Source organism: Tianweitania aestuarii, from assembly GCF_018457165.1.
Taxonomy (GTDB): domain Bacteria; phylum Pseudomonadota; class Alphaproteobacteria; order Rhizobiales; family Rhizobiaceae; genus Tianweitania; species Tianweitania aestuarii.
In genome coordinates this window covers 215995-240515 of sequence record NZ_JAFMNX010000001.1, presented here as the reverse complement: position 1 = coordinate 240515, position 24521 = coordinate 215995, and the positions used below count along the sequence as shown (strand labels likewise).

Here is a 24521-nt window from a genome sequence, read left to right as displayed (position 1 = left end):
ACGGGCAGCAGGGCTTTTCAAATCGATTTTTCCGTTATTTATATGCGGGTTCGAGAGCTGCACAGGGATGCAAGCTCCAACCACTTCAGGGGAGTGCGTAATGCTGAAAAAACTGACTTTTGCGGCCGCGCTGGCGACTGCAACGATCCTGAGCGGAGCCGCGAGCGCCAAGACGTTCGTTTTCTGCTCCGAAGGATCGCCGGAAGGCTTCGATCCGGGCCTTTACACCGCCGGCACGACTTTCGATGCGGCAGCGCACACGGTTTACAACCGCCTGCTCGAGTTCAAGAAGGGCACCACCCAGACTGAGCCGGGCCTGGCCGAGAGCTATGAAGTCTCCGACGACGGTCTTGAATACACGTTCAAGCTGCGTCCGGGCGTCAAGTTCCAGACCACCGACTATTTCACGCCGACCCGCGAGATGAACGCAGACGACGTGATCTTCTCGTTTGATCGTCAGATGAACAAGGACAATCCTTGGAACCAGTACATCGCTGGCGGTTCCTGGGAATACTTCGCTGGCATGGGCTTTCCGGAGCTGATCGACTCGATCGAAAAGGTCGACGACATGACGGTGAAGTTCAAGCTCAAGCGCAAGGAAGCACCGTTCCTGGCCAATGTCGCGATGCCGTTCGCATCGATCATGTCCAAGGAATATGCCGACAAGCTCGAAGCTGACGGCACCAAGGAGAAGCTGAACCAGCAACCGCTGGGCACCGGCCCGTTCCAGTTCGTGGCTTACCAGCAGGATGCCGCGATCCGCTATAAGGCCAATCCGGACTACTGGAATGGCACGCAGAAGATCGACGATCTCGTTTTCGCCATCACCACCGATGCCGCCGTTCGTTACCAGAAGCTGCAGGCCGGCGAATGCCACCTGATGCCTTATCCGAACGCTGCCGACGTCGAGGCCATGAAGGCCAATCCGGCGTTGAAGGTCGAGGAGCAGGAAGGCCTGAACATCGCTTATGTCGCGTTCAACACGACGCAGGCGCCGTTCGACAAGGTTGAAGTGCGCAAGGCGCTTTCGATGGCCGTGAACAAGCAGGCGATCGTTGACGCGGTGTTCCAGGGCGCAGCCACGCCGGCCAAGAACCCGATCCCGCCAACGATGTGGTCCTACAACGACTCCATCCAGGACGATCCGTACGATCCGGAAGCCGCCAAGAAGATGCTGGAAGATGCCGGCGTCACCGATCTTTCGATGAAGATCTGGGCTATGCCGGTTGCGCGTCCCTACATGCTCAACGCACGTCGTGCGGCCGAGCTGATGCAGTCGGACTTCGCCAAGGTCGGCGTCAATGTCGAGATCGTGTCCTATGAATGGGCCGAATACCTCGATCGCTCCAAGTCCAAGGACCGCGACGGCGCGGTGATCCTCGGCTGGACCGGCGATAATGGCGATCCGGACAACTTCCTCGACACCCTGCTCGGCTGCGATGCCGTGGGCGGCAACAACCGCGCACAGTGGTGCAACCAGGAGTTCGACGATCTGGTGACCAAGGCCAAGGAAAGCTCCGATCAGGCCGAGCGCGCCAAGCTTTATGAGCAGGCGCAGGTGATCTTCAAGAAGGAAGCTCCGTGGATCACGGTCGACCACTCCTTGTCCGTCGTTCCGATGCGCAAGGAAGTGACCGGCTTCGTGCAGAGCCCGCTCGGCGACTTCGCCTTTGACGGCGTCGATCTGGCGGAATAAGCGTTCCTGACTGAAAAAGCGGGGACGGCCGACATCCGGCCGTCCCCGCTTCGTTCGTTTTGCTACCGCCGGTTCATCCGGCTTCTCTTATATTTGGAGCCGACATGGTCCGCTTCCTGTTTGGGCGCCTCGCAGTGCTCATCCCTACATTCATTGGCGTGTCGATCATCGCCTTTTCGTTTATCCGGCTGTTGCCCGGCGATCCCGTTGCGCTGCTGTCCGGCGAACGCGTGATGTCGCCCGAGCGCCATGCCGCGATCTCCGCACAGCTCGGCTTCGACCGTCCGATCGTGGTGCAGTATCTGGATTATATCTGGGGCATCCTGCGCGGCGACTTCGGCACGTCGATCGTCACCAAGCAGCCGATCCTCGACCAGTTCTTCGCCCTGTTTCCGGCCACCCTCGAACTGTCGTTTTGCGCCATCATCTTCGCGATCGTTCTCGGCATTCCAGCCGGCATCTTCGCGGCCATCAAGCGCGGTTCCTTCTTCGACCAGACCATCATGGGCACGGCTCTCGTCGGCTATTCCATGCCGATCTTCTGGTGGGGCCTGCTGCTGATCATCTTCTTTTCCGGCATCCTGCAGTGGACGCCCGTGTCGGGCCGCATTTCGCTGCTTTATTTCTTCCCGCCCGTTACCGGCTTCATGCTGATCGACAGCCTGATCTCAGGTCAGGCCGGCGCGTTCAAATCCGCCGCGAGCCACCTGATCCTGCCGACCATCGTTCTCGGCACGATCCCGCTCGCCGTGATCGCACGCCAGACCCGTTCGGCGATGCTGGAAGTTCTGTCGGAAGATTATGTCCGCACCGCCCGCGCCAAGGGCCTGTCGCCCTTCCGCGTCATCGGCATCCATGCCCTGCGCAACGCGATGATCCCGGTGATCACCACGATCGGCCTTCAGGTCGGCGTGATGCTTGCCGGCGCCATTCTCACCGAAACGATCTTCTCCTGGCCGGGCATCGGCAAGTGGATGGTCGATTCCGTGTTCCGGCGCGATTATCCCGTTATCCAAGGCGGCCTGCTCATGATCGCCGCCATCATCATGTTCGTGAACCTGATCGTCGACCTGCTTTACGGTCTGATCAATCCGCGCATCCGGCACTGAGGAAAACACCATGTCCAATGATGCCGTAACAGCCATCGCCGAACCGCAGGTGACGCGCAATCGCCGCGCCGCCGAGTTCTGGTACTACTTCAGCGAAAACAAGGGCGCCGTGATCGGCCTCGTTGTTTTCGCGATCCTCCTCGTGGTCGCCCTGCTCGCTTCAGTGATCGCGCCGCACGCCCCGTCGGCCCAATATCGCGATGCCATCCTCGTGCCGCCGGTCTGGCTGGAAGGCGGACGGGCCGCCTATCCGCTCGGCACCGATGCGGTTGGCCGCGATATCCTGTCGCGCCTGATCTATGGCGCGCAGTATTCCTTGTTCATCGGCGTCGTGGTTACCACCATCGCGCTTGTTGGCGGCATCATCATCGGCGTCATTGCGGGTTATGCCCGCGGCTGGGTCGATACCGTGATCATGCGCGTGATGGACATCATCCTCGCTTTCCCGTCCCTGCTTCTGGCGCTCGTGCTGGTTGCGGTCCTCGGACCTGGCCTTTTGAACGCGATGATCGCGATCGCCCTTGTGCTGCAGCCGCATTTCGTGCGTTTGACGCGTGCGGCCGTGATGGCGGAAAAGAGCAAGGACTATGTGACGGCAGCGCGTGTCGCGGGCGCCGGCCATTTCCGGCTGATGTTCAAGACCATCCTGCCGAACTGCATGGCGCCGCTGATCGTTCAGGCGACCTTGTCCTTCTCCAACGCCATTCTCGATGCGGCAGCGCTCGGCTTCCTCGGCATGGGCGCACAGCCGCCGACTCCGGAATGGGGCACGATGCTTGCCGAAGCCCGCGAGTTCATCCTGCGCGCCTGGTGGGTCGTCACCTTCCCCGGCCTCGCAATCCTCGTCACCGTGCTTGCCATCAACCTCGTCGGCGACGGGTTGCGCGATGCGCTTGATCCCAAGCTGAAGCGGAGCTGATCCTCATGCCCCTTCTCGATATCAAGAACCTCACGGTCTCGTTCGACACCTCCACCGGTCCCTTCATGGCCGTGAACGGCATCGACATCACCGTCGAGCCGCGCGAAGTCCTGGCCGTTGTCGGCGAAAGCGGCTCGGGCAAGTCCGTGTCGATGCTCGCCGTCATGGGCCTCCTACCGGACTCGGCGACGGTCAAGGCCGACTCCATGATGTTCGATGGCCGCGACATGCTCGCCATGTCGCCCAACGAGCGTCGCAAGATCATCGGCCGCGAGGTCGCCATGATCTTTCAGGAGCCGATGGCCAGCCTCAATCCGTGCTTTACGGTCGGCTTCCAGATCGAGGAAGTGCTGCGCAAGCATCTCAACCTCGGCAAGTCCGAGCGGCGCAAGCGTGCCATCGAGCTGTTGACGCTGGTGGGCATTCCCGAACCCGCTGAGCGGCTGAAGTCCTATCCACACCAGATGTCGGGCGGACAATGCCAGCGCGTCATGATCGCCATCGCGATCGCCTGCAATCCCAAGCTCCTGATCGCCGACGAGCCGACAACCGCGCTTGACGTGACGATCCAGAAGCAGATCCTCGATCTCCTGATGACGCTGCAGGAAGAGCACGGCATGGGCTTGATCATGATCACCCACAATATGGGTGTCGTGGCCGAAACCGCCGATCGCGTCGTGGTGCAGTACAAGGGCCGCAAGATGGAGGAAGCCGACGTGCTCTCCCTCTTCGAGAACCCGCAGAGCAACTACACCAAGGCCCTGCTCGCGGCCCTGCCCGACAATGCAACCGGCGATCGTCTGCCGACCATCGGCGATTATCAGCATCAGTTCGAAGCGGCATCCGCCGTGAAGACGCCACCCTTGGAGGCCCCGCTATGAGCGAGATCGTTCTTCAGGCCAAGGACATCAAGCGCGATTACCACGTGCCAGGCGGCTTCTTGTCCAAGGCTCGCACCGTTCATGCGGTCAAGGGCGTGTCCTTCTCCGTCGAAAAGGGCAAGACGCTGGCAATCGTGGGCGAAAGCGGCTGCGGCAAGTCCACGCTCGCGCGCATCATCACGCTGATCGATCCGGCGACATCCGGCGAGTTGAAGATCGATAACGAGACCATCGACATCAACAAGGCGGCTTTGACCACCGACATGCGCCGCAAGGTGCAGATCGTGTTCCAGAACCCTTATGGCTCGCTCAACCCGCGCCAGAAGATCGGCGACGTTCTGGGCGAACCACTCAAGATCAACACCAATGTTAGCGCTTCCGAGCGGCGCGACCGCGCCATGGCGATGCTGAAGAAGGTCGGTCTGGCGGAAGAGCACTACAACCGCTACCCGCACATGTTCTCAGGCGGCCAGCGCCAGCGTATCGCAATCGCCCGCGCCCTCATGCTCAACCCGCGCCTGCTGGTGCTGGACGAGCCGGTATCCGCGCTCGATCTGTCGGTGCAGGCACAGGTGCTGAACCTTCTTGCCGATCTGCAGGACGAGTTCCAGCTGACCTATGTCTTCATCAGCCACGACCTGTCGGTGGTCCGCTATATCGCCGACGACGTGATGGTGATGTATTACGGCGAGGCAGTGGAATACGGCTCGCGCGACGCGGTCTTTTCCGATCCGCAGCACGAATACACAAAGACGCTGTTTGCGGCGACGCCGCGGGCGGATGTGGAAAGTATCCGCGCCCGTATCGCGAAAAAGCGGGCTGCCTGACAGCTTGAACACAACCACAAAGGGAGGCCGCAAGCCTCCCTTTTTCTTTGCGGCGCAAGGGCTTACCCGCTCCCGGCGCAAGCCTGTATTTGCCGGATGGACCGGACAGCCGCGGTTCATCAGCATCTGCGCGGGAACCAACCTTCGTGGGACCAGTTTCCGTCAGGACCCTGACAGCCCCATCAAAGGTTCCGCCTGATGTTTCAGACGTGCTCGTTTCCGCATTCTCCCGCAACGAAGCATTGCCGCTTTGCTCCCTCGTCCCATGTACTGAACCACAGCGACATGTGGGGGGATCATTCATGAGTGCAGCATCAAAGACTGCCGTGCGTTCGGTGCCGTCCATCGCGGAAACCGGAAACACTTCTTCGCGTGACCGCCTGGACTGGCTGGCTGAGCGCCGCATCGCCATCGAAGGCATCGATCCCGAAATTGACGGCGGCCGTTTTCCCGCCAAGACGGTCGTGGGTGAAACGCTTGTGGTGGAAGCCGACATCTTCGGTGACGGCCACGAGACCTTCGACGCGGCCCTGCTTTACCGCGAAGGCAAGGATGGTGCGTGGAAAGAAGCGCCGCTGACCTTCGTGATCAACGACCGCTGGCGCGGCGAACTGGTGTTCGAGCAAAACGGCCCGGCCGCTTTCACGGTCATTGCCTGGCGCGATCTTTACGCGCAGTGGGCCTATGAAATCCGCAAGAAGGTCGCAGCCGGCCAGAAGGTCACGCTCGAGCTGACCGAAGGCCGCCACCTCGTGGAAGCCGCGATGAAGACCCCGCGCGACGGTGCGCCTGCCCTGCCCGTTGCCGATCAGTTGGCCTCCACGACGGACGAGAGCGCGCTGCTCGACCTGCTTTTGTCCGACGAGGTCATGGGCTGGATGAAGCTGGCTGCCCCGCGCGCCAATCTCACCCGCTACGACAAGGATCTGCCGATCTGGGTCGATCGCAAGGCAGCAGCCTTCTCGGCCTGGTACGAGCTGATGCCGCGCTCGATGACCGATGACGAGACCCGTCACGGCACGTTCCGCGATGTCATCGACCGCCTGCCTTATGTGCAGGATCTCGGCTTCGACGTGCTTTACTTCACGCCGATCCACCCGATCGGCAAGACCAACCGCAAGGGTCGCAACAACACGCTGACGCCCGGTCCGGACGATGTCGGCAGTCCCTATGCGATCGGTTCGGTCGATGGCGGCCATGATGCCGTGCATCCCGAACTCGGCACGATCGAGGACTTCGACGCGCTCGTTGCCGCCGCCCACGAACACGGTCTCGAAATCGCGCTCGACTTCGCCATCCAGTGCTCGCCCGACCATCCCTGGATCAAGGAGCATCCGGAATGGTTCGACTGGCGGCCGGACGGCACGATCAAGTTCGCCGAAAATCCGCCCAAGAAGTACGAGGACATCGTCAACGTCCACTTCTACCGCGATGCCATTCCCGGCCTGTGGTATGCGCTGCGCGATGTCGTGCTGTACTGGGTCGAGCATGGCGTGAAGATCTTCCGCGTCGACAATCCGCATACCAAGCCGTTCCCGTTCTGGGAGTGGATGATCGCGGAAGTGCACGAACAGCATCCCGACGTGATCTTCCTCGCCGAAGCCTTTACGCGCCCCAAGGTGATGAAGCGGCTCGGCAAGGTCGGCTATTCGCAGTCTTATTCCTACTTCACCTGGCGCAACGAGAAGTGGGAGCTCGAGCAATATCTGACCGAGCTCACCACCGAAGACTGTCGCCATTTCATGCGGCCGAACTTCTTCGCCAATACGCCGGACATCAATCCGGTCTATCTCCAGACCTCCGGCCGCCCCGGCTTTCGCACGCGGCTGGTGCTGGCGGCGACGCTTGCCGGCAATTACGGCATCTATAACGGCTTCGAGATCTGCGATGCGGCACCCATGCCCGGCAAGGAAGAATATCTCGATTCCGAGAAGTACCAGATCCGCATCTGGGACATGGATCAGCCCGGCAACATTCAGGACGACATCCGTCTGGTGAATCGCCTGCGCCGCGAAAACCCGGCGCTGCAGCAGTTCACGTCCTTGAAGTTCTTCAAGGCCTACAACGACAACATCCTGTATTACGGCAAGTTCGATCCGGCGACGTCGAACTACCTTCTGTTCCACGTCAATCTCGACCCGCACAATGTGCAGTCCTGCCAGTTCGAAGTGCCGCTTTGGGAGTTCGATCTGCCGGATGATGCCTCGATCGAGGTCGAGGACATGCTGCACGGCAACCACTTCACGTGGCACGGCAAGTCGCATGCGATCGAACTCGATCCGCAAACGCGGCCCTATGCGATCTGGCGTCTTTATCCGCCGGGCGCGCCGCGTTCCTGACCCGACTATTGCGCACCGCGTCCACCAGCGACCGGATCCCGACGAAGCAAGAACATCATTGAGCAGAGCATGACCGAAGCGAGCACGACCGCACAGACCGCTGCCGATGACGGCATTATCGACCGTACCCAGACCGACTGGTACAAGGACGCCGTTATCTACCAGCTGCACGTCAAGGCGTTCCAGGATTCCAACGACGACGGCATGGGCGACTTCGCGGGCCTGATGCGCCGGCTCGACCATGTGCAGCAGCTTGGCGCCACCGCCATCTGGCTCCTGCCGTTCTACCCTTCGCCTCTGCGCGACGATGGCTATGACATCGCCGATTACACCTCGATCAACCCGTCATACGGCACGATGCCCGACTTCCGCGGCTTCATCGACGAAGCCCATCGCCGCGGTCTGCGCGTCATCACCGAGCTCGTCATCAACCACACCTCCGACCAGCATCCCTGGTTCCAGGAAGCGCGCAACTCGCCCGAAGGTTCGCCGGCGCGCGACATGTATGTGTGGTCGGACACCGACACCAAGTTCCCCGAAACCCGCATCATCTTCACCGATACGGAAAAGTCGAACTGGACGTGGGATCCGGTCGCCGGCGCTTATTTCTGGCACCGCTTTTATTCGCACCAGCCCGACCTCAACTTCGACAACCCGCGTGTGTTGAAGGAAGTCGTCGATGTCATGAACTACTGGCTCGACATGGGCGTCGACGGTCTGCGCCTCGATGCGATCCCGTATTTGATCGAGCGCGAAGGCACCAACAACGAGAACCTGCCCGAAACGCATGATGTCCTGAAGAAGATCAGGGCCGAGCTCGACAAGAACTATTCCGACCGCATGTTGCTCGCCGAAGCCAACCAGTGGCCGGAAGACACGCGGCCTTATTTCGGCGAGGGCGACGAATGCCATATGGGCTTCCACTTCCCGCTGATGCCGCGCATGTATATGGCGGTCGCCCAGGAAGACCGGCACCCGCTCACCGACATCATCCGCCAGACACCCGACATTCCCGAAGGCTGCCAATGGGGCATCTTCCTGCGCAACCATGACGAGCTGACGCTTGAAATGGTGACCGATCAGGAGCGCGATTATCTTTGGCGCACCTATGCCGAAGACAGCCGCGCACGCATCAATCTCGGCATCCGTCGCCGTCTCGCACCGCTGATGCAGAACGATCGCCGCAAGATCGAGCTGATGAACTCGCTGCTTTTGTCCATGCCCGGCACGCCGATCCTGTATTACGGCGACGAAATCGGCATGGGCGACAACTATTATCTCGGCGATCGCGATGGCGTTCGCACGCCGATGCAGTGGTCGCCGGATCGCAATGGCGGCTTCTCGCGCGCCAATCCGCAGGCGCTTTACCTGCCCGCGATCCTTGATCCCAACTACGGCTTCCAGACGATCAATGTGGAAGCGCAGGATCGCGACCCGTCCTCGCTTTTGAACTGGATGCGCCGCATCGTTGCCGTGCGCAAGGAGCATCCGGAATTCGGCCGGGGCGAGATGACCCTGCTTTATCCCGGCAACCGCAAGATCCTGGCCTATGTGCGCGAGCATGAAGGCAACTCGATCCTTTGCGTAGCCAACCTGTCGCGCGCAGCCCAGGCTGTCGAACTCGACCTGTCGCGCTGGAAGGGTGCCGTGCCGATCGAACTTCTCGGCCGTTCCGCCTTCCCGCCGGTCGGCGACCTGCCTTATCTCGTGACTTTGCCGGCTTACGGCTTCTACTGGTTCGTGCTGGCCGACGAGGCGCAGGCTCCGTCCTGGCACCAGGTCGCGCCGGAAATCCTGCCCGAATTCATCACGCTGACCACGCGCGACGGCCGTGTCGACACGGCTTTGAGCACACGCGACAAGCGCACCTTCGACGCCGACATGCTGCCGCAGTTCCTGCAGCTGCAGCGCTGGTTCGGCGCCAAGGACCGCCGCGTGCGCAATGCCGACGTCCATCTCATCGGTGAACTCGGCGATGGCCAGCATGTTCTGTCGATCGTGGATGCCGAGATCGATGGCGGACAGCAGCGTTACTTCCTGCCGATGTCGTCGCGCTGGGGTGAGGAAAACATCACCCATGGCGCACCGAAGCTCCCCTACACGATCGCCAAGCTGCGCCGCACCAACCGCGTCGGCGCGCTGATCGACGGCGCCGTGGACGAAGACTTGGCCGCCCGCCTTCTGCAAGGCATGCGCGACAATCAGGTTCTCGATGCCAATGGCGAAGGCCAGGTCGTGTTCACCGGCAGTGCCGGTCTGACCGAGATCGAGACAACCGCCGATGACGAGATCAAGCCGCTTGCCGTGGAACAAAGCAACCTGTCGATTGCGGTCGGCGACAAGCTGGTTCTCAAGATCTACCGCCGCCTGCGCGCCGGTGTTCAGCCGGATGTCGAAGTTGCGCGCTTCCTCACCGAGGTGGCGCATTTCGAAAACACGCCGGCCTATCTCGGCTCGATCGAGCATCGGCCTGCCGATGGTGAACCGACCATGCTGGCGTCCGCCTTCGCCTTTGTGCGCAATCAGGGCGATGCCTGGAAGGTTGTGACAGAGGCCTTGCAGCGCGGCATCGAAGACGAGCTTCGCGGAACCGAAACGGCATCCGCCGACGAGGAAAGCGACGCCACACTCGCCTACGCCTTCCCACTTGCGGTCGGCGAAGTGCTCGGCCAGCGCACGGCAGAACTGCATTGCGCCCTGGCGACGCAGACCGACGATCAGGCCTTTGCGGTCGAGCCGATCACCTCGGACGATCTGAAGGGCTGGATTCGCGAAGCCAGCGAGGAAGCCAACACCGTTCTCGATCGTCTGGCGGCATCTGCCGGCGGGTTGAACGACGAGACGGCGAGCGCTGCGCGCGATCTGCTTTCGAAGCGTGATGCGCTGTTGAAGCGCATCAACAAGGCGGCCGACATGAAGCCTTCGGGTGCGCGCTCGCGCATTCATGGCGATTACCATCTCGGCCAGCTGCTGGTGGCGCAAAACGACGTCATGATCATCGACTTCGAAGGCGAACCGCGCCGGTCGGTGGAAGAGCGCCGTGGCAAGTTCTCGCCGCTGCGCGATGTCGCCGGCATGCTGCGCTCGCTCGATTATGCCGCCTTCAGCGTGACGGAAGAGGGCTCGAGCGAAACGCAGGAAGCGGCGCTCGGCCATGCACGTCGCTGGCGTGATGCGGTCAGCGCGGAATTCCTCAGCGCCTATTTTGCCGGCGTCAAGGATTGTGCCACCGCGATCGAGGACGACGCGTTCGCGCAGGCCCTGCTCGACCTCTTCATCATCCAGAAGGCCGTTTACGAAGTCGGCTATGAGCTTGCCAATCGCCCGGCCTGGCTGGGCGTCCCGCTTCAGGGCCTGCTTGAACTGTTGAACCCGGAGGCCATCGCATGAGCGAAAAACAATCAGCCTATGCCTCGGATATCGAGGCGATCGTTCGCGGCCGTCATGGCAATGTCTTTGCCGTGCTGGGTCTTCAGACCGGCGACAACCAGCCTGTAGCGATCAACGTCTTTGCCCCCTATGCCGCTACCGTTTCGGTGATCGACGAGAACGACGCCGTTGTGGCTGAGCTCGAGAAGATCCATCGCGAAGGCTTCTTTTCGAGCTTCATCGAAGGCAAGACCGAGCGCTTTCCTTACCGGCTGAAGATGACGGCCGGCGAGCATGAATGGATCCAGGAAGACCCGTACCGCTTCCCTGCGGTACTGGGCGAGCTGGACGAATACCTGCTCGGCGAAGGCCGCCATCTTGAATTCTACAATCGCCTCGGCGCGCATCCCACCACAATCGACGGTGTCGAAGGCACGGTGTTTGCCGTGTGGGCGCCCAATGCCCGGCGCGTCAGCGTTGTCGGTGACTTCAACGCCTGGGACGGCCGTCGTTTGCCCATGCGCAAGCGTTGGGGTGTCGGCGTTTGGGAATTGTTCGTGCCGGGCGTCGGCAAGGGCTCGGTTTATAAATACGAGATCCTCGGCGTTCACGGCGAGCTTCTGCCCTTGAAGGCCGATCCGGTCGGCTTCTATGCCGAGCTGCCGCCGAAAACCGCATCCGTTGTGTCCGGCGCAATGGAGCATGACTGGCGCGATAACACCTGGATGCAGACCCGCGCCGAAGCGCAGGCCACGAACAAGCCGATCTCGGTTTACGAGCTGCATCTGGCGTCCTGGCGCAAGACCGGCGATGACGAAGTGCTCGATTACGACACGATCGCCGATCTGCTCGTGCCTTATGTCACCGATATGGGCTTCACCCATGTGGAGTTCATGCCGGTCACCGAGCATCCCTTCTCCGGGTCCTGGGGCTACCAGCCGGTCGGGCTGTTTGCGCCCACCAGCCGCTTCGGCTCGCCGGAAGGTTTCGCGCGCCTGGTTGATCGCCTGCATCAGGCCGAGATCGGTGTCATCACCGATTGGGTGCCGGCGCACTTTCCGTCCGATCAGCACGGGCTTGCGCGCTTCGATGGCACGGCGCTCTATGAACACGAAGATCCGCGTCTCGGCTTCCACAAGGATTGGAACACGCTGATCTACAATTTCGGCCGTTTGGAAGTGTCGAACTTCCTTCAGGCCAGCGCGCTCTACTGGATCGACCGCTTCCATGTCGACGCGCTACGCGTCGATGCCGTGGCCTCGATGCTTTACCTCGATTATTCGCGCAACGCCGATGAATGGATCCCGAACCGCTTCGGCGGCCGCGAGAACCTCGACGCGGTCGACTTCCTGAAGCAGACCAACCAGCGCATCGGCGAGCGCTTCCCCGGCGCCATCACCATCGCCGAGGAATCCACGGCCTGGCCGGATGTCAGCCGTCCCGTTGAAAGCGGCGGTCTGGGCTTTTCCTACAAGTGGAACATGGGGTGGATGAACGACACCCTGCGTTACATGGAAGAAGACCCGATCAACCGTAAGTATCATCACCACCTGATGACCTTCGGCATGGTCTATGCCTATTCCGAGAACTTCGTTCTGCCGCTCAGCCATGACGAGGTCGTTCACGGCAAGGGCTCGCTTCTGAACAAGATGCCGGGCGATCGCTGGCAGAAGTTCGCCAATCTGCGCGCTTATCTCACCTTCATGTGGGGACATCCCGGCAAGAAGCTCATCTTCATGGGCGGCGAGATCGCGCAGGAGCGGGAATGGAACCACGATCACTCGATCGACTGGCACCTGCTGGAAGATCCGATGCACCGCGGCGTGCAGGATCTCGTGCGCGAGCTGAACCGCGTTTATCGCGACACGCCCGCTTTGCACGAGCTAGATTGCGATCCGGCCGGCTTCGAGTGGATCGAAGGTGGCGACGCCGAGAACAGCGTGTTCTCCTTTATCCGCAAGGGCACGAACGACGCCAAGCCGGTGTTGGTCGTGTCCAACATGACGCCGGTCGTGCGCGAGAATTATCAGCTCGGCGTGCCGGTTGGCGGAAAATGGCGCGAGATCTTCAACTCTGATGCGGAACGCTTTGGCGGTTCGGACGTATTAAACGACTGGACCATCAATGCGGAAGAAGCAGGCCGTCACGGGCGGCCGGCTTCGCTCAGCCTGACGATCCCGCCACTCGCCACAATATTCCTAAGTCCCGAATAGTGAGCTTTCATGCCGCAGGCCAGCCGTCGCGTTCTTCCCGGTTCTCCCAATCATCTCGGTGCGCGATGGGATGGTCTGGGGACCAACTTCGCCCTGTTTTCCGCCAATGCGACGAAGGTCGAGCTGTGCCTGTTCGACAGCAACGGTCGGCGCGAGATCGAACGCATCGAGCTGCCCGAATACACGCATGAGGTTTATCACGGCTATCTGCCGGACGTGCGGCCGGGCCAGCTCTACGGCTACCGCGTCTATGGTCCGTATGCGCCGGAAGCCGGTCACCGGTTCAACCCAAACAAGCTTCTGATCGATCCTTACGCGCTCGAACTGCGCGGTGAAATGCGCTGGCACGACGCCGCGCATGGCTATCGTATCGGCAGCGCGCGCGCCGATCTGTCGTTCGACCGTCGCGATTCCGCGTCGATCATGCCGAAATGCGTCGTGGTCGATCCCGCCGTCACCTGGGGCAACGACTTCCACCCGAACGTGCCCTGGCAGGACACGGTGATCTACGAGGCCCATGTAAAGGGCATGACGGCGCTTCGCGAAGAACTGCCGCCGCATCTGCGTGGCACCTTTGCCGGTCTCGCCGATCCCGACGTCGTGGATCATCTCGTGAAGCTCGGCGTCACTGCCGTCGAACTGATGCCGACGCAGTCCTTCTTCAACGACCGCCACCTCGTGGAAAAGGGCCTCACCAATTATTGGGGCTACAACACGGTCGGCTTCTTTGCGCCCGCCACGCGCTACATCTCGCCGGGCGCCGGCATCCATGAATTCAAGGTCATGGTGCGCCGCCTTCATGAAGCGGGCATCGAGGTCATCCTCGACGTGGTCTACAACCACACCGCCGAAGGCAACCAGCTCGGACCGACGCTGTCGTTCCGCGGCATCGACAATGCGAGCTACTACGTGCTCGCCGACGATCCGCGCTATTATTACGACACCACCGGCTGCGGCAACAACGTCAACCTGCGCCATGAGCGCGTGCTGCAGATGGTGATGGATTCGCTGCGCTACTGGGTGCAGGAATGCCATGTCGACGGCTTCCGCTTCGATCTGGCTTCCACGCTCGGCCGCGACCGCGACCAGTTCGATCCCTCCGCCGTGTTCTTCGACGCGATCCGCCAGGATCCGGTTCTGTCGGGCGTGAAGATGATCGCCGAGCCGTGGGATACGGGTCCGGGCGGTTATCAGGTCGGCAACTATGCGCCGGGCTGGGCGGAATGGAACGACAAGTATCGCGACAATGTCCGTTCCTACTGGAAGGGCGACGACGGCATGGCGCCGGACCTCGCCAACAATCTTCTCGGCGCGTCGAACCTGTTCGAAAAGCGCGGCCGCAAGCCCTGGGCCTGCGTGTCCTTCGTCACCGCGCATGACGGCTTCACGCTGATGGACGTCGTGTCCTACAACGAGAAGCACAATGACGCGAATGGCGAAGACAACAATGACGGCCACTCGCACAATCTGAGCTGGAACTGCGGCGTCGAAGGCGAGACCGACGACGAAGAGATCCTGAACCTGCGCGATTGCATGCGCCGCAATCTCATGGCCACCACGCTTCTGTCGCAGGGCACGCCGATGCTCCTGATGGGCGACGAGATCGGCCGCACGCAAGGGGGTAACAACAACTCCTATTGCCAGGACAACGAGATGAACTGGCTGAAGTGGGACGGCATCAGCGAACGCGATGAAGCCTTCCGCACCTTCGTGTCCAACGTCATCCGTATCCGCCGCACCCGTTCGCTGCTCGGCCAGCGCAAGTTCCTGCATGCCGATACCGTGGACGATCAGGGCACCAAGGACGTTCAGTGGCTTCGCCCCAATGGCGAGGGCATGGAACAGGGCGATTGGGACAATGGCCTGACGCGTTCGATGGCCGTGCTTCTGGCCGGTGCCGAAGAGCGTCTCGCGATCCTCTTCAACGCCCATTACGAACCGATCGACTTCACCGTGCCAGCCGGCTTCGAAGAAGGCTGGACCCTGTTGATCGACACCGCAACCGGGGTCGCTTCACCCAAGCGTCCTGCAAAGATCGACGGCAACCACTACCGGGTGGAAGGCCGCGCACTTGTTCTTCTGGAGAGTACGCAATGACATCAAGCACCACCGAAACCCAATGGGGTCCGGTCTGGCTGGATGATGAAAAGGTTCGGTTCCGGGTGTGGGCACCCGGAACCGATCAACTATCCCTGCGCATCGACGGCTCGGACGTCGCGATGCAGCGGGACGCGCGCGGCTGGTTTGCCGTGGAGCAATCCGGCGTCGCGCCGGGCGCCGCCTATCAGTTCGTGTTTCCCGATGGCTTCACCGTGCCGGATCCCGCCTCGCGCGCCCAGCAGGGCGACGTGCATGGTCCTTCGCTCCTGACCGACCCCAAGTCCTACCAGTGGCAGAACGCCGACTGGAATGGCCGTCGGTGGGAAGAAGCCGTTTTCTACGAGCTGCATGTCGGCACCTTCACGCCTGAAGGCACGTTCCGCGCGGCGATCGAAAAGCTTCCTTATCTGGTTGAACTCGGCATCACTGCCGTGGAGCTTTTGCCGGTGGCCCAGTTCGGCGGCAACCGCGGCTGGGGCTATGATGGCGTGCTGCTTTATGCGCCCCACAATGCCTATGGCTCCCCGGAGGATCTCAAGGCGCTGGTGGATGCCGCGCATGGCCACGGCCTGATGATCTTTCTCGACGTGGTTTATAACCACTTCGGCCCGGACGGAAACTACCTGCCCAAGCTGGCACCGGAGTTCTTCCATCCCGAGCGCCACACGCCATGGGGCGGTGCGATCGCCTATGAAAAGCCTGATGTGCGTCCCTTCTTCATCGACAACGCGCTGTATTGGCTGGACGAATACCGCTTCGACGGCTTGCGTCTGGATGCCGTGGACCATGTTCACGATTCCGATTCCACCGTGGAGATCCTGGTCGAGATCGCGCAGCGCATCCGTGCCGCCTTCCCGGGCCGGCATGTCCACACCACCACCGAAGACAATCGCAACATCACCGCCCTGCATGAGCGCGGGCCGGATGGCGAGATCGTGCTGCATAGCGGCGAGTGGAACGACGACTTCCACAACGCCGCCCATGTGGTCGCTTCCGGCGAGGTCGAGAGCTACTACGAGGACTTCGCCGACCAGCCGCTGAAGCAGGTCGCGCGCATCCTGGCGGAAGGTTTCGCCTATCAGGGCGAACCGTCCAAGCATGCCGATGGTGAACCGCGCGGTGAATCGAGCGCGCATCTGCCGCCAACCGCCTTCGTGGACTTCCTGCAGAACCACGATCAGGTCGGCAACCGCGCCTATGGCGAACGGCTGGTCAGCCTTTCGGACCCGGGCGTGTTGCGCGTTCTGACGGCGGTTCTGCTGTTGTCGCCGCATATTCCTCTCCTGTTCATGGGTGAGGAATGGGGTGAAACCAACCCCTTCTTCTTTTTCACGGACTTCCATGGCGAACTGGCCGATGCCGTTCGCAAGGGTCGGCGTCAGGAATTCGCCAAGTTCCTGCATTTCCGCGACGAGGAGAATGTCATCCCCGATCCCAACGAGGAAGACACGTTTGCCCGGTCCAGGATCGACTGGAGCAAGGCGGAGAACAGCGACTGGCTGCCCTTCTACAAGGAGCTGCTGAAGCTGCGTCAGGAAAAGATCGTGCCGCTTCTGGCTGAAGCCGCCGGCAATTCGGGAACGGTTGTCGTCAGCGAAGACGATGTTCTTGCCGTTGACTGGGAGTTCGGCACCAAGCGGTTGTCGCTGCGCGCCAATCTGAGCGGCGAAACCGCGACCGTGCCGCCCGCTATCGGATCGATCCTGTTTTCCGAGCCGAAGACGATCGGCGAAGCGAATGCGGGAACACTGCCGCCGCATTCGATGTTCTACGCACTCGATGATCGGTAAAGTTCAGTTCACTTCATGAAAACCAACGCATTGGACGATCTGGCGCGGCACTACGGTGTCGGCCTGCAGCACACCGCGCGGGATGGCGAGGAACTCTTCATCGCCGATGACACCAAGCGCGCCATTCTGACCGCGCTCGGCATTCCTTGCGAGGACGCGCCGCAGGTGGAAGCAAGCCTTGCTGCCGCCGGATCGACCAATCCCCCGGTCATGCGCGCTGTTCCCGGCAGCGCCTGCGCGCTTCCGGCCTGGCTCACATCCAGCCCGGCATGGGGCGTGTCCCTGATGCTTTACGAACTGCGCTCGGCCCGCAACTGGGGCATCGGCGATTTCGCCGATCTCGCCGCCGTCAGCCGCACGGTGGCACAAGCGGGAGCGGAGTTCGTCGGCGTCAATCCGCTGCATGCCCCGTTCCTTGCCGATCCTGCACGCTGCAGCCCGTTTTCGCCCTCCAACCGGCTGTTCCTGAACCCGCTTTATATCGCCGTGGATGATGTGCCGGGCTTTGCGCCCGATGATGCCGATCCCGCCGATCTCGACGCCTTGAGAGCGCTCGACGCCGTGGATTATGTCGCCGTCGCCCGCATCAAGCTGGCGGCCCTGCACCGGATCTGGCAGCGCTGGCAGCAAGCCTGGCCCTCCGATGAAGGCTATGCGAGAACCAGCTTCGACGCCTTCTGCCATCAAGGCGGCGATCCCTTGCGCGGCCATGCCCTGTTCGAAGCGCTGTCAGCGTCCATGGTTGCCGGTGGCTATGGCGCGGGCTGGTTGAGCTGGCCGGGTTCTTTCCAGTACATCCGCTCGCAGGCCGTCGCCTCGTTCGAGCAGGAAGAGCACGACAGCGTGTCCTTCCACCTATGGCTGCAATGGCTGGCCGACACGCAGCTCGGCCATGCCGCGAAGGCTGCGCGCGACGCCGGCATGCGGATCGGTCTTTACCTTGATTTCGCCGTTGGCGAGTCCCCCGACGGCTCCGCGACATGGAGCACGCCGGATCTCGTTTTGCCGGATATGACGATCGGCGCGCCGCCGGACTTCTTCACGGCGGAAGGCCAGGAATGGGGTCTCGCCCCGCCCTCGCCCACCACAATGCGCCGCACCGACTTTGCGCAATATCGCCAGACCATGCAGGCGCTCACCCGCCATGCCGGCGCGCTTCGCATCGACCATGCGATGGCGCTGTGGCAGCTCTTTCTCGTGCCGAAAGGCGGCAAGCCCGCCAACGGCGCTTACCTGCATTATCCCATCGAGGACATGCTGCGGATCCTCACCGAAGTGTCGCAGGAAAACGGCACCGTCATCATCGGCGAAGATCTCGGCTATGTGCCGGACGGCTTTCAGGACGTCATGCGCGACAGCCGCATCTTGTCCTATCGCATCCTGTATTTCGAGAAGAACGAGACCGGCTTCTTCGCGCCCAAGGATTATCCGACGCTCGCCCTAGCCTGCCTGTCCACCCACGACCTTCCCACACTGCGCGGCTGGTGGCGCGGCGACGATGTCGATCTTCGTTTTGAACACGGCTTGATCGACGCCGCAGCGGCGCAGAAACAGCGCGAAATGCGTGCAGACGAACGCGCCAGACTGATCGACGGCATGGCCTGGTTTGGCGTGCTGGATCAAGCGAACCGCAAACAAGCCGACATGGCCGCCAAGGATCCCCATTCTGAACTGCCCGAGGCGATCATGGTCGCCACGCATGGCATGGTCGCCCGCACGCCATCGCTTCTGGCCGGCGTGCGTCTTGCCGATCTGACCGGCGAAGACAAGCCGACCAACCTGCCCGGCACGATCGACAGCTATCCCAACTGGCGGCTGAAAAACGCCGTGCCGATCGAAGACCTTGCCGACGCCCCCTTCTTCCAATCCATTTGCGCGGTGATGCGCGCGGAGCGCCCGAAATCCTGATGCTGCCCACCAGTACCTATCGCCTGCAGTTCCGCGAAGGCTTCACCTTCGACAAGGCCGTCGCCATCCTGCCTTATCTGAAGACGCTCGGCATCAGCCATGTCTATGCCTCGCCGATCTTCTCGGCAGCAACCGGTTCCACCCACGGCTATGACGTCACGGATCACAACGAGATCGATCCGGCGATCGGCGGTCGCGAAGGCTTCGATCGGTTGAGCGCTGCCCTCAAGCAGCATGGTCTCGGCCTCATCCTCGACATCGTGCCCAACCACATGGCCGCTTCGCTCGACAATCCGTGGTGGCGCAGCGTGATCGAGCTTGGCCCCGACAGCCCCTATGCCAGACACTTCGACATCGACTGGCGCGAGCGCCTCACCCTGCCCATCCTCGGCAAGCCCTATGACGAAGCCGTCGCCGATGGCGAGATCGCGCTCAAGTTCGAGAACGGCAAGCCGGTTCTCGCCTATTTCGACAACCATCTCCCGCTTCATCCCGATACGATCGAGGGCATCACGCCAGAGACGGTCGGCGACCTGTCCGGCGACCGTGCTTTCCTTGAAGCTCTGCATGCCCGCCAGCCTTATCAGCTCACCTTCTGGAAAACCGCGCGCAAGCATCTGAGCTATCGCCGCTTCTTTGAAGTCACCGGCCTCGTCGGCGTGCGCGTCGAAGACCCCGCCATCTTCGATGATGTTCACCGCCTGATCCTGGAACTCGTCCGGTCGGGCCAGGTCGATGGCCTGCGTGTCGATCATGTCGACGGTCTCGCCGATCCCAAAACCTATCTCGACCAGCTGCGCGCAGCGATCGGTCCCGACACTTATCTCGTGGTCGAAAAGATCCTCAACGGCGAGGAAGTCCTTCCTCAGGACTGGCCGATCGAAGGCACCACCGGCTATGAATTCACCGCAGCCATCGCCGACCTCCTCAGCGACGGTTCCAAGACCGCCGAACTCGATCAGGCCTATGCCGACCTCCTCGGTGCGCCGGTCGATCTTGAAGAAGAGCGTCGCCGTGCCAAGCAGGTGATGGTCAAGGAGAACTTCGAGACAGAGTTGAAGGGTCTTGTTGCGCTCGCAAAAAAATCGATCCACCCCCCGCTGGATGACGAGGCCATTCGCGATGCGATCGCCGCCATCGTCATCGCCTTCCCGGTGTATCGGACCTACATCAACAAGGAAGGTATTCGCGACGACGATCGTCGCCTGCTCGAACAGGTCGCGAACGACGCAAAAACCTCCAGCCAAATCGCTGAATCAGCCATTAATGCCGTTCTGGATTGCCTGTTTCGCGCTGCCACATCGTCGAATGGCGCTGCAGAATTTACGACTCGCTTCCAGCAATTGACCGGTCCGGTCACCGCGAAGTCTGTCGAAGACACCCTCTTCTACCGCTTCAACAAGCTCATCGCCCTCAACGAAGTCGGCTGCGATCCCGCCGAACCGGTCGGTTCCGTGGCGCGTTTCCACGACAAGATGAAGGCCCGCGTTTCCGAGCAACCCCATGGTTTGCTTGGCACTTCCACCCACGACACCAAGCGCGGCGAAGATGCCCGCGCCCGTCTCTACGCGATCTCCGAAGCACCCGATGTATGGGCAAAAGCCGTTGCCCGCTGGCGCTCCATGAATGCCGATGCCGTGCAGCAGCTGGACGACGGTCCTGCCCCCGAGACCGATACGGAATGGCTTTTATATCAAGCACTTGCCGGCATCTGGACGGGCGAAGCCGATCCCAAAACATTGGCTTCTCTGAAAGAACGCTTCCTTCCTTACGTCGAAAAAGCGCTCCGCGAAGCCAAGCGCCGCACCGACTGGTCGGATACCAACGAAGCCTATGAGAGCGCCGTTCTCGCCTATGCCGAGCGTCTATTTGCCGAGGAAAATCAAGCCTTTCACAGCGACTTCGACGCCACACTGAAGCCCATCATGGCGGCCGGCCGCATCAATGCTCTCAGCCAAACCCTGATCAAGCTGACCGCCCCCGGCATCCCCGACATCTATCAGGGTGCGGAAGGCGAAGATCTCAGCCTTGTCGACCCCGACAACCGCCGCGCCATCGATTTCACCAAGCTTTCTCAGGCACTTGCATCGAACGACCAGAGGCCATGGCCGAATGCTGTCGCCGACGGAACCGCCAAGCAGCGCCTGATCGCCGCCGGCCTTGCCTTGCGCAACGCCAGACCCGATCTCTTCGCGTCAGGCAACTATCAACCCCTTGAGATCACTGGCGAAAAACGCGATCACGCCGCCGCCTATCTGCGCAGCCAGGGCGATGACGTCGTGCTCGCCGTCGTTCCGCGCCTGCCGCTCGGGCTCTACAATCAGGATGGTTCGCAAACACCTGACTGGGGCGACACGGCGATCGTGATCCCAGCAGACCTCACTGATCGTCGCCTGATCAACCATCTGACATCAGCCGAAACGACAATCGGCGAGACAATGCGCCTCGCCGATCTCCTGAAAGACTGCCCCGTCGCGCTTCTGGCGACGGCTTAAGCGGTCTTGCCCTTCCGGGCTGCCGGCTTCTTGGCGGCAGCCGAACTGCGCGATTTCTTGGTGTTTACACCCGAAACCGCAGCACTGGCGGCAGCAGAACCGGCATCGCTCTTGATGTCTTCATCGCTCGGCATGCCGGCGTCGTCCATCATCGGCGTCGTGGAAGCGTCGGATGGCAGAGGCTGATCCTCGGCACTGACTTCCGCCTCGGCTTCGGCCCAGTGGCGGTCATGCCAGCCATGGGATTCACCTTCCTTCTGCCACTTCTCATACGCCCGCTGGCGAATACGGTCTTCCTTGTCGCTCATGGATTGTCCCTTCCCATTCTCAACAGTTGCTTCAACGAAATAATCACTCGGACCGGCTTGTACCGCAACCGAACGGCCGAAGACCACCGGCTGCATGCATGCCCTTGCCGAGGAAATAGAGCAGGATCCTCTGTTCGTCGCCGGGCGAACGCCGTCCCACCGTCCTGTTTTCTTCTATCACTTCAAATGTGATCGCTCCGCGTCACTCCATCCGGTGCGTTGTCGGCCAGCGGACCGGCGGAACATCGCTGTCGGGCTGGCGTTTTATAGGGAACCAGGATGATGCCCGAGGAGGATGCCATGACTGCCATACCCCCACAGCCTTTTCCGGATCCGGCACCGGGTCCGCATCCCGGACCAAGTCCTGTACCCGATCCCGCACCAGACCCGTCTCCCGTGCCCGGCCCGGGCCCACGTCCCACACCGATCTGAGGCCGTTCTGATGAGTGATCCCAAACAGCCCACGCCCGAACCCGTGCCGAACCCGCTTCCGGCCGATCCAGAACCGATCCCTCAAAAGGATCCGCCTTCGCCCGACGTTGGACCGGAGCCGGCGCCCGGCCCGGATCAAGCGCCCGTCGAGTTCCCGGGACGCGAACCGGACGATAATCAGCCGATCGAGACGCTCTGACGATCAGGTTCGATCAGGTTCGACCTTGGAACCTGTGTCAAACTCACGAACGATCCCCATGAAGCCGCGAAAGAAGCGCTCCATGCGGTCCAGGCCTTTGTCGAACTCTTCGTCCGCCACGGCGTCCGTGCTCCTCTGCTCGCGCTCTAAAGTCGCCACCCGCGCTTCCAGACGATCGATGCGTGCCTGCAGACTAACGGCCGGTTCCGTCTTCACCGCCGTTTCATCCACGGCGGTGCGGCAGATCAACTGCGCGTCCCGTTCTTCGCAGATCGACATCGCGCCAGTCTGCGTGTTCATCCTGATATAACCGCCATCGGTCTTTTGCATCTGAAAGCGCTCGGTTTCCTGTGCATGTGCCGTGGCGCCTAGGCCAAGAAGAAGTGCTGCGCTCAAACAAGTCTTGTGCATGGAAATGTCTCCTGCTGAAGGGACTTTCTAACGGCTTTTTGCGCCGGAAATGCGTCACCCAACTTTCGCGACAAGCATGGCCAGCCTATAGCAAGCTCATGACCATCTATAAGATCACACCCCGAGCGCTTTGGCAGCAGGCCGAAGCCGCAGGCCAGTTCACGGGTGCGCCCGTCGACGAAGCAGACGGCTTCATCCATTTTTCCACCGCCGCCCAGGTCAAGGAAACGGCTGCCAAGCATTTTGCCGGGCAGACCGATCTGCTGCTCGTCGCCATCGACGAGGCGGCGCTCGGCGAGGGCTTGCGCTACGAGCCGTCGCGCGGCGGCGATCTCTTCCCGCATCTATATGCACCGCTGCCTTTGTCGGCCGTGATGTGGGTAAAGCTTCTGCCCATCAACGAAAACGGCACGCACGCTTTTCCGGATCTGGACGCCTGATGATCGACCTGTTCACGCTTGGCCGCAGTGCCGTGTTCCGCCTCGACCCGGAAACCGCGCATGGCATGTCCATCAACGCGCTTAAGACCGGCCTTGTGCCGGCCTGTACGGTTGATGACAGCCGCCTGAAGACCACGGTGGCCGGTTTGTCCTTTCCAAACCCGCTCGGCATGGCGGCCGGTTACGACAAGAATGCCGAAGTGCCGGACGCGCTTTTGAAGCTCGGCTACGGCTTTGTCGAAGTCGGTACGGTCACGCCGAAGCCGCAAGGCGGCAATCCAAAACCGCGCATCTTCCGGCTGGTAAAGGACGAAGCGATCATCAACCGGCTCGGTTTCAACAACGAAGGTCATGACGCCGCTTATGCCCGCCTGAGCCGTCGCGCGCGGCGCGGCATCCTCGGCGTCAACATCGGTGCCAACAAGGATAGCGCCGACCGCATGGCGGATTACCGGCTGGGTGTCGCCCGTTTCGCCGATCTCGCCTCCTACATCACCGTCAACATTTCCTCGCCCAACACGCCGGGTTTGCGCGGTCTGCAGGACCCGGAAGCACTGGCGCAGCTGCTCGACGTGGTCTGCGAGGAGCGCGCCCGCCAGAGCGCCAAGCCGCCTATCTTCCTGAAGATCGCGCCGGATCTGGATGATCTCGCACTGGACGCCATCGCCGACGCAGTTCTGAAAAGCGGCATCGAAGGGCTGATCGTCTCCAACACCACGATAGCCCGCCCGCGTCTTTCGGATCATCAAAGCAAGGAAACAGGCGGCTTGTCCGGCCGGCCCTTGTTCGTGCCGTCCACCGTGATGCTTGCCAAGATGCGCAGCCGTGTCGGCCCGGCCCTGGCCTTGATCGGTGCCGGCGGTGTGGAAACAGCCGAGACTGCCCTGCAGAAAATCCGTGCCGGCGCCGATCTCGTGCAGATCTATACCGGCATGATCTATGGCGGACCGGGCCTGCCAAGCCGCATCCTGAGCGGTCTTTCGGATCATGCAACTAGGCTCGGCGTGACGCAGCTCAGCCAGTTGCGTGACAGCGGCACGGAAGAATGGGCCAAGCGCACGATCTGAACCTTGGGCCGTAGCCCG

Annotated in this window: 17 protein-coding genes; 15 read left to right on the top strand and 2 right to left on the bottom strand. The window is 61.6% G+C overall.

Annotated elements, in window-relative coordinates; translation table 11 throughout:
- Window positions 1-100: 100 nt before the first annotated feature.
- The 12 genes from JYU29_RS01165 to treY all read left to right on the top strand — a co-directional run bounded on the left by JYU29_RS01165 (window position 101) and on the right by treY (window position 21646).
- A complete protein-coding gene (locus tag JYU29_RS01165; protein ID WP_213982958.1) occupies window positions 101-1696 on the top strand; it encodes an ABC transporter substrate-binding protein in 1596 nt (531 codons plus the stop codon).
- Window positions 1697-1800: 104 nt separating this feature from the next.
- Window positions 1801-2805: an ABC transporter permease subunit gene (locus JYU29_RS01160; protein WP_213982957.1), complete on the top strand. Its 1005-nt coding sequence runs from the start codon at window positions 1801-1803 to the stop codon at window positions 2803-2805.
- 10 nt (window positions 2806-2815) lie between these two features.
- Complete coding sequence (locus JYU29_RS01155; protein WP_213982956.1) at window positions 2816-3724, top strand: ABC transporter permease subunit; 909 nt, start codon at window positions 2816-2818, stop codon at window positions 3722-3724.
- Between the two features lie 5 nt (window positions 3725-3729).
- Window positions 3730-4605: an ABC transporter ATP-binding protein gene (locus tag JYU29_RS01150; RefSeq protein WP_213982955.1), complete on the top strand. Its 876-nt coding sequence runs from the start codon at window positions 3730-3732 to the stop codon at window positions 4603-4605.
- Window positions 4602-5432 carry a dipeptide ABC transporter ATP-binding protein gene (locus JYU29_RS01145; protein WP_213982954.1) on the top strand — a complete coding sequence of 277 codons (831 nt, stop codon included), beginning with the start codon at window positions 4602-4604 and terminating at the stop codon, window positions 5430-5432. The genes JYU29_RS01150 and JYU29_RS01145 overlap by 4 nt, the downstream gene beginning before the upstream one ends.
- Before the next feature lie 302 nt (window positions 5433-5734).
- Window positions 5735-7771, top strand: coding sequence for an alpha-1,4-glucan--maltose-1-phosphate maltosyltransferase (locus JYU29_RS01140; protein WP_213982953.1), 2037 nt, complete (start codon window positions 5735-5737; stop codon window positions 7769-7771).
- 114 nt (window positions 7772-7885) lie between these two features.
- Complete coding sequence (treS, locus tag JYU29_RS01135) at window positions 7886-11161, top strand: maltose alpha-D-glucosyltransferase (RefSeq protein ID WP_213984187.1); 3276 nt, start codon at window positions 7886-7888, stop codon at window positions 11159-11161.
- Window positions 11158-13353 carry a 1,4-alpha-glucan branching protein GlgB gene (gene glgB / locus JYU29_RS01130; RefSeq protein ID WP_213982952.1) on the top strand — a complete coding sequence of 732 codons (2196 nt, stop codon included), beginning with the start codon at window positions 11158-11160 and terminating at the stop codon, window positions 13351-13353. Before treS ends, glgB begins: the two co-directional genes overlap by 4 nt.
- A 9-nt stretch (window positions 13354-13362) precedes the next feature.
- On the top strand, window positions 13363-15450 hold the full coding sequence (glgX, locus tag JYU29_RS01125; protein WP_213982951.1) for a glycogen debranching protein GlgX: 2088 nt from the start codon (window positions 13363-13365) through the stop codon (window positions 15448-15450).
- Complete coding sequence (gene treZ / locus JYU29_RS01120) at window positions 15447-17243, top strand: malto-oligosyltrehalose trehalohydrolase (protein WP_213982950.1); 1797 nt, start codon at window positions 15447-15449, stop codon at window positions 17241-17243. Before glgX ends, treZ begins: the two co-directional genes overlap by 4 nt.
- 15 nt (window positions 17244-17258) lie before the next feature.
- Window positions 17259-19151, top strand: a complete 1893-nt coding sequence (gene malQ, locus JYU29_RS01115; protein WP_213982949.1) for a 4-alpha-glucanotransferase — start codon at window positions 17259-17261, stop codon at window positions 19149-19151.
- Window positions 19148-21646 carry a malto-oligosyltrehalose synthase gene (treY, locus tag JYU29_RS01110; RefSeq protein WP_213984186.1) on the top strand — a complete coding sequence of 833 codons (2499 nt, stop codon included), beginning with the start codon at window positions 19148-19150 and terminating at the stop codon, window positions 21644-21646. Before malQ ends, treY begins: the two co-directional genes overlap by 4 nt.
- Here treY and JYU29_RS01105 read toward each other — a convergent pair.
- Window positions 21643-21954, bottom strand: coding sequence for a DUF2934 domain-containing protein (locus JYU29_RS01105; protein WP_213982948.1), 312 nt, complete (start codon window positions 21952-21954; stop codon window positions 21643-21645). The genes treY and JYU29_RS01105 overlap by 4 nt on opposite strands.
- 442 nt (window positions 21955-22396) lie before the next feature.
- Here JYU29_RS01105 and JYU29_RS01100 point away from each other — a divergent pair, with 442 nt between their 5' ends.
- Window positions 22397-22585 carry a hypothetical protein gene (locus JYU29_RS01100; RefSeq protein ID WP_213982947.1) on the top strand — a complete coding sequence of 63 codons (189 nt, stop codon included), beginning with the start codon at window positions 22397-22399 and terminating at the stop codon, window positions 22583-22585.
- Window positions 22586-22588: 3 nt separating this feature from the next.
- Here the strand turns inward: JYU29_RS01100 and JYU29_RS01095 are convergent, their stop codons facing one another.
- Window positions 22589-22996: a hypothetical protein gene (locus tag JYU29_RS01095; protein ID WP_213982946.1), complete on the bottom strand. Its 408-nt coding sequence runs from the start codon at window positions 22994-22996 to the stop codon at window positions 22589-22591.
- A gap of 98 nt (window positions 22997-23094) precedes the next feature.
- On the opposite strand from JYU29_RS01095, the gene JYU29_RS01090 reads away from it, so the two are divergent.
- Together JYU29_RS01090 and JYU29_RS01085 are read left to right on the top strand one after the other, a co-directional pair.
- Complete coding sequence (locus JYU29_RS01090; protein ID WP_213982945.1) at window positions 23095-23436, top strand: DUF952 domain-containing protein; 342 nt, start codon at window positions 23095-23097, stop codon at window positions 23434-23436.
- On the top strand, window positions 23436-24503 hold the full coding sequence (locus JYU29_RS01085; RefSeq protein ID WP_213982944.1) for a quinone-dependent dihydroorotate dehydrogenase: 1068 nt from the start codon (window positions 23436-23438) through the stop codon (window positions 24501-24503). The genes JYU29_RS01090 and JYU29_RS01085 overlap by 1 nt, the downstream gene beginning before the upstream one ends.
- The last annotated feature ends 18 nt before the right edge of the window (window positions 24504-24521 follow it).